General features: G+C 65.5%; 5 protein-coding genes. All 5 read left to right on the top strand.

What is annotated here, in order from left to right:
- Window positions 1-101 precede the first annotated feature (101 nt).
- Genes AC1DXX_RS08725 through AC1DXX_RS08705 form a run of 5 tightly spaced genes read left to right on the top strand, consistent with a single transcriptional unit; the run spans window position 102 to window position 6,560 of the window.
- Window positions 102-947 (top strand): phosphatidate cytidylyltransferase, encoded by an 846-nt coding sequence (locus AC1DXX_RS08725; RefSeq protein WP_478133773.1) that lies wholly within the window; start codon window positions 102-104, stop codon window positions 945-947.
- A complete protein-coding gene (gene ispC / locus AC1DXX_RS08720; protein ID WP_478133772.1) occupies window positions 944-2,131 on the top strand; it encodes a 1-deoxy-D-xylulose-5-phosphate reductoisomerase in 1,188 nt (395 codons plus the stop codon). Before AC1DXX_RS08725 ends, ispC begins: the two co-directional genes overlap by 4 nt.
- 26 nt (window positions 2,132-2,157) lie before the next feature.
- On the top strand, window positions 2,158-3,528 hold the full coding sequence (gene rseP, locus AC1DXX_RS08715; protein ID WP_478133771.1) for an RIP metalloprotease RseP: 1,371 nt from the start codon (window positions 2,158-2,160) through the stop codon (window positions 3,526-3,528).
- Between the two features lie 38 nt (window positions 3,529-3,566).
- A complete protein-coding gene (gene bamA / locus AC1DXX_RS08710) occupies window positions 3,567-6,014 on the top strand; it encodes an outer membrane protein assembly factor BamA (RefSeq protein ID WP_478133770.1) in 2,448 nt (815 codons plus the stop codon).
- On the top strand, window positions 6,015-6,560 hold the full coding sequence (locus tag AC1DXX_RS08705; RefSeq protein ID WP_478133769.1) for an OmpH/Skp family outer membrane protein: 546 nt from the start codon (window positions 6,015-6,017) through the stop codon (window positions 6,558-6,560).
- Window positions 6,561-6,563 lie beyond the last annotated feature (3 nt).

The raw sequence follows: 6,563 nt of genomic DNA, 5'->3' as shown, positions 1-6,563 counted from the left end.
GGACGAGGCCATCGCCGCATTCCAGAGCCGCGAACGCCGCTTCGGCCAAACCTCGGCACAGGTCTCGGCCACCTCGGCCTGAAGACCTCATCACCTCCCGCATGCTCAAACAACGCATCCTCACGGCGATCGTGCTGCTCGCGATCCTGCTGCCAGCGCTGTTCTATCGAAACTACATCCCGTTCGCCTGCGTGATGCTCGTGCTGATCGGTGCGGCCGCGTGGGAGTGGGGGCGTCTCAACGGCTACGGCCACGGGGTGTCGTTGTTCCTGGGCGCCGAGACCGTGGTGCTTTGCGCGTTGTCATGGTGGCTGGGCCTGCTCGAACAACCCCTGGTCCTGATATGGACCCTGGCCAGCGCGGCCTGGGTGCTTGGCGGTGCCGCGCTGCTTCGCGTGGCAGTGCCGGGCTGGCCCCGCATTCCGCGCGGGCTGCGCCTGGTCGGCGGCCTGCTGGCGCTCTGGGTCGCGTGGCTCGCCGCGGTGCAGGCCCGCATGGTCGGCATCAACTTCCTGCTTTCGATCCTCGTGCTGGTCTGGGTGGCGGACGTGTTCGCCTATTTCGCGGGCCGCGCCTTCGGCCTGAAATTCACGCGCGGCAAGCTGGCTCCTGCCATCAGCCCCGGCAAGAGCTGGGAAGGCGTGTGGGGCGGAATGATCGGCGTCGTCGTGCTGGCTTTCGCCTGGGTCTGGGCCGACAAGGGCCTTGGCGCGACGGTGCCCAGCCTCTATACCCGCCTGAACGAACGCGGCTGGTGGCTGCTGCTGATCGGTGCGGTGTTCCTCGCCGCGATGAGTGTCGTCGGCGACCTCGTCGAATCGCTCATCAAGCGCAGTGCCGGCGCCAAGGACAGCAGCCGCCTTCTGCCCGGCCATGGCGGCGTCCTCGACCGCGTGGATGCCCTCTTGCCGGCACTTCCCATTGCCATGATGCTGGCCTTCCTGTGAACACTCCCAAACAACGCGTGACTGTGCTGGGCTCGACCGGGTCGGTCGGGGTGAGCACGCTCGACGTCATTTCGCGGCACCCCGAGCGGTTCGAGGTGTTCGCGCTGTCTGCGGCCACCAAGGTGGACGAGATGCTGGCGCAGTGCGCGCAGTTCTCACCCCGGTTCGCCGTCATGGCCAGCGCGCCGCATGCGGCATTGCTGGCCGAAAAGCTCAAGCAGAACGGGCTGAAGACACGCGTTCTGACAGGTGAGGGTGCTATTGAAAAGATAGCTTCGCACGACGAGGTCGATGCCGTCATGGCCGCCATCGTCGGCGCCGCAGGGCTCGGCCCGTGCCTGGCCGCTGCACGCGCCGGCAAGCGCCTGCTGCTGGCCAACAAGGAAGCGCTGGTCGTCGGCGGCGAGCTGTTCATGCGCACGGTGCGCGAGGGCGGCGCCACGCTGCTGCCGATCGACAGCGAGCATTCGGCCATTTTCCAGTCGTTGCCCGAAGACCCGTCCACCTGGGCCCGGCGCATCGACAAGATCATCTTGACCGCCTCGGGCGGCCCGTTCCGCACCCGCGCGCCGGACACCCTGGGTGCCGTGACGCCCGAGCAGGCCTGTGCGCATCCGAACTGGGTCATGGGCCGCAAGATCTCGGTCGACTCGGCCACGATGATGAACAAGGCGCTCGAAGTGATCGAGGCGCGCCACCTGTTCGGCGTCTCGCCCGATCAGATCGAAGTCGTCATTCATCCGCAGAGCGTCGTGCATTCGATGGTGCAGTTCACCGATGCCTCGGTCATCGCGCAGCTCGGGACGCCCGACATGCGGGTGCCTATCGCGGTCGGGCTGGCCTGGCCCGAGCGCATCGAGAGCGGCGCGGCCCGGCTCGACTTCCGCCAGATGGCCTCGCTGACATTCGATGCCCCGGACGCCGCACTCTTCCCTGGCCTGGAGCTGGCCTGGCAGGCGCTGCGCGCCGCGCCGGGCACCACCGCCGTGCTGAATGCAGCCAACGAGGTCGCCGTCGAAGCCTTCCTGGACCGGCGCCTGCGTTTTGACCGGATTCATGCGGTCAACATGGAAACTTTGGAGGCGGTTGCCCCCTCCAAGCCGGCATCGCTGGCCGACCTGTTGGCGCTCGACGCCAGCGCCCGCGCGGCGGCCAATGCCGCAGCGCTGCGTTTCGCAGCCTGACTCCCCCCAACTCGCAGAGGATCCGGATGCTCACTGTCATAGCCTTTGTGGTCGCACTCGGCGTCCTGATCGCGGTGCACGAATACGGCCACTATCGCGTCGCCGTCGCCTGCGGCGTCAAGGTGGAGCGCTTCTCGGTCGGGTTCGGCAAGGCGCTGCTGCGTTGGCAGCCCAAGCGCCAGCACCCCGGGCAGCAGACAGAATTCRTCATCGGCGCCTTCCCGCTGGGCGGTTACGTCAAGATGCTCGACGAGCGAGAGGGGCCGGTGGCCCCCGAGGAGCGGCATCGGGCCTTCAACACCCAGCCCCTGCGCTCGCGCGCGGCCATTGTGGCCGCCGGGCCCATCGCCAACCTGCTGCTGGCCGTCGTGCTCTACACCGCCGTCAACTGGGTCGGCGTGGAAGAGCCGGTCGCCAAGCTGGCGCGGCCGGTGGCGGCTTCGCTGGCCGAGACGGCTGGCCTGCGCGGCGGAGAGCACATCACGCGCGCCGGCTTCGACGGCGATCTGGAGCCGGTGCAGTCCTTCGAGGACCTGCGCTGGCGCATCACGCGCGGCGCACTTGACGGTCGCGATCTCTCGCTCGAAGTGGCCGGCGAAGACGGCAGGCCTGCGCGTCAGCTGCTGCTGCCGCTGAGCCGGATCGAAGCCAAGGACGCCGATCCGCAGATGTTCCGCAAGATCGGCGTGCTCGCACCTCTGACGCGACCGGAGATCGGCGAGGTCATGGCCGGCAGTGCTGGCGAGCGCTCGGGCCTGCGCAAGGGCGATCTGGTGCGTGCCGTCGGCAACACCGCCATCTACGACGGGCAGCAGCTTCGCGAGGTGATCCGCGCGTCGGTCGACGGTGACCAGCCACGCACCCAGGCCTGGCAGGTCCAGCGTAGCGGCCAGTCGATCACGCTCGACGTGAAGCCCGAGGTACGTGAGGAGGGCGCCGCCAAGGTCGGCCGTATCGGCGCCTATGTCGGTGCACCGCCCGACATGGTGACGGTGCGCCAGGGCCCGGTCGATGGCGTATGGCGCGGCGTGGTGCGTACCTGGGAGATGTCCGCGCTGACCGTGCGCATGATGGTCAAGATGGTGACCGGGCAGGCGTCGCTCAAGAATCTGAGCGGTCCTCTCACGATTGCCGACTACGCCGGCAAGTCTGCGAGTCTCGGCCTGACCCAGTACCTGATCTTCCTCGCGGCCATCAGCGTGAGCCTGGGCGTACTCAATCTCATGCCGCTGCCGGTCCTCGATGGGGGACACCTGATGTATTATCTTTGGGAGGGCCTGACCGGCAAAAGCGTCTCTGACGCCTGGATGGAACGCCTTCAGCGCGGCGGTGTCGCTTTGCTGCTGGTCATGATGTCGGTCGCACTTTTCAACGACGTCACGCGGCTCTTTGGTTAACTTTCTGCCGGCCCTTTCCGTGCCGGCTCAATTCACAGATGAACAAAAACTCCAATCGCTTTCGCCTGCGTAGCGTTGTCGCGGTGGTTGCAAGTGCGCTCGCGGCCACGGCCGCCTGGGCCGTCGAGCCTTTCACGGTGCGCGACATTCGCGTCGAAGGCCTGCAACGCGTCGAGGCGGGCACGATCTTCGCGTCGCTGCCATTGCGCGTGGGCGATACCTACAGCGACGAACGCGGTTCGGCCGCGATTCGCGCGCTGTTCGATCTGGGGTTGTTCAAGGATGTGCGCATCGACGTGAACGGCAACGTGCTGGTGGTGATCGTCGAAGAGCGCCCGACCATCGCGGACGTCGATTTCGTCGGCGCCAAGGAATTCGAGAAGGCAGCGCTGCAGAAGGCGCTGCGTGAAATCGGCTTGGCCGACGGCCGCCCCTACGACAAGGCGCTGGCCGACCGCGCGGAGCAGGAGCTCAAGCGCCAGTACGTGAGCCGCAGCCTCTACAACGCACAGGTCGTGACCACCGTCACGCCCATCGAACGCAATCGTGTCAACCTCACCTTCACCGTCACCGAAGGCGAATCCGCGCGCATCCGCGAAGTCCACGTGGTGGGCAGCAAGGCCTTCAGCGAATCGACGCTGCTGAGCCTGTTCGACCAGGACAGCGGTGGCTTCATGAGCTGGTACACCAAGTCGAACCAGTACTCGCGCGCCAAGCTCAACGCCGACCTCGAAACGCTGCGCTCGTACTACATCACGCGCGGCTATCTCGAGTTCCGCATCGATTCGACGCAGGTCGCCATCTCGCCGGACCGCAAGGACCTGTCGGTGACGGTCAACATCACCGAGGGCGAGAAGTTCGTGGTGGCGGGCGTCAAGCTCGACGGCAACTTCCTTGGCCGCGACGACGAGTTCAAGTCGCTGATCACGATCAAGCCGGGCGAGCCCTACAACGGCGAGCAGGTCACGGAGACCACCAAGGCCTTCAACGACTATTTCGGCACCTTCGGCTATGCGTTCGCCCGCGTGCAGGCGCGTCCCGACATCGACCGCGTCAACAACCGCGTCACGCTCACACTGCAGGCCGAGCCATCGCGCCGCGTCTATGTGCGCCGTGTCTCCGTTGGCGGCAATAACAAGACCCGCGACGAAGTGATCCGCCGCGAGTTCCGTCAGTTCGAAGCCTCCTGGTACGACGGCGACAAGATCAAGCTCTCGCGCGACCGCGTGGACCGCCTGGGCTTCTTCACCGAAGTGAACGTCGAAACCCAGGAAGTGCCCGGTTCGCCCGACCAGGTGGACCTGACCGTCAACGTGGCCGAAAAACCCACCGGCAGCCTGCAACTCGGCGCCGGCTACTCGAGCGCGGAAAAGGTCGCGCTGACCTTCGGCATCTCGCAGGAGAACGTGTTCGGCTCCGGTAATTTCCTGGGCGTGCAGGTCAACACCAGCAAGTACAACCGTACGCTGTCGCTGACCACCACCGACCCGTATTTCACGAAGGACGGCATCTCGCGCACGATCAGCGTCTATCACACGACGACGCGTCCGTACTCGACGAACATCGATGGCGACTACAAGCTGGTCAACCAAGGTGCGTCCATCCGTTTCGGCGTGCCGTTCAGCGAAGTCGACACCGTGTTCTTTGGTGTCGGCCTCGAGCGGTATGCGTTCGACCCGAACAAGTCGACGTCGTTCTCGGGGCTCTTCACGCCGGCGTCCTACCTCCGCTACTTCCAGTGCCAGAGGGATGCCAGCGGCCTGTTCGTGACCGAGTGCGACCAGAAGAGCGTCTGGGGCGTGCCGCTGACCGTCGGCTGGGGCCGCGACAGCCGCGACAGTGCGCTGGTTCCGACCACCGGGCGCCTGCAGCGTGCCAATCTCGAGCTTGGCGCCGCTGGCGACATGAAGTACATCAAGACGAACTACCAGTACCAGCAGTTCTTCGCGATCAACAAGCAATACACCTTCGCCATCAACGGCGACGTGGGCTACGCGAAGGCCCTTGGCGGCAAGGTCTACCCGATCTTCAAGAACTTCTACGCAGGTGGCCTGGGCTCGGTCCGCGGTTTCGAACAGAACTCGCTCGGTCCGCGCGACGTGCCGCTGATCGGCCAGACCGAAGGCGCCGCACTGGGCGGCACCAAGAAGGCGGTCTTCAACGCTGAACTCAGCACGCCGTTCCCGGGCGCCGGCAACGACCGCACCCTGCGTCTCTACGGCTTTTTCGACATCGGCAATGTGTTCGGTTCGCGTGCTGCAGGCCTGACGGACGAGCAGTGGAAGGCGCAGAAGAAGTTGCGCGCCTCTGTCGGCCTTGGGATCAGCTGGATCTCGCCGCTCGGCCCGCTGCGCCTGGCTTATGCCTTCCCCGTCATGTCCCAAAAGGAAGTAATGGGGACGAATCCAGTAACGGGATTGCCTGCTGTCGTGATCCCGAAGGATAGAATCCAGCGCTTGCAATTCCAGATCGGAACGTCTTTCTAAATGAAGCATTTGATTCGCGCCGCGGCAGGCGCGTTGTTGATCCCCGCTCTCGTGTTCGTTGCTGCGCCTGCCCAGGCGCAGGAAACCTTTCGCATAGGTTTCGTCAATCCGGATCGCGTGCTGCGCGAAGCGCAGCCGGCCAAGGCTGCCCAGGCGAAGCTCGAAGCCGAGTTTCTCAAGCGCGAGAAGGATCTGACCACGCAGGGCGACGCATTGAAGACGGCCTCGGAGAAGTTCGAGCGCGAAGCGCCGACCCTGTCCGAAAGCCAGCGCGCCACGCGCCAGCGGGCGCTGGTCGACCAGGATCGCGATTTCCAGCGTCGCCGCCGCGAGTTCCAGGAAGACCTCAATGCGCGCAAGAACGAAGAGCTCCAGCAGGTCTACGAGCGTGCCAACCGCGTCGTGAAGCAGGTGGCCGAGGCCGAAAAGTACGACGCCATCCTGCAGGAAGCGATCTACATCAATCCGAAGCACGACATCACCGACAAGGTGATCAAGGCGCTGAACGCGTCGGTCGGCTCTTCAGCGCCCGCGGCCGGCAAGTAACGC

Source organism: Variovorax sp. P4_B10 (assembly GCF_056402375.1).
The sequence above is the reverse complement of the archived record's forward strand: the minus strand, read 5'-3'. Positions and strand labels throughout refer to the sequence as shown.

Coding starts and splice junctions, on each gene's coding strand:
- AC1DXX_RS08725 (WP_478133773.1), top strand. CDS start 102: ATGCTCAAACAACGCATCCTCACGGCGATCGTGCTGCTCGCGATCCTG.
- bamA (WP_478133770.1), top strand. CDS start 3,567: ATGAACAAAAACTCCAATCGCTTTCGCCTGCGTAGCGTTGTCGCGGTG.
- AC1DXX_RS08705 (WP_478133769.1), top strand. CDS start 6,015: ATGAAGCATTTGATTCGCGCCGCGGCAGGCGCGTTGTTGATCCCCGCT.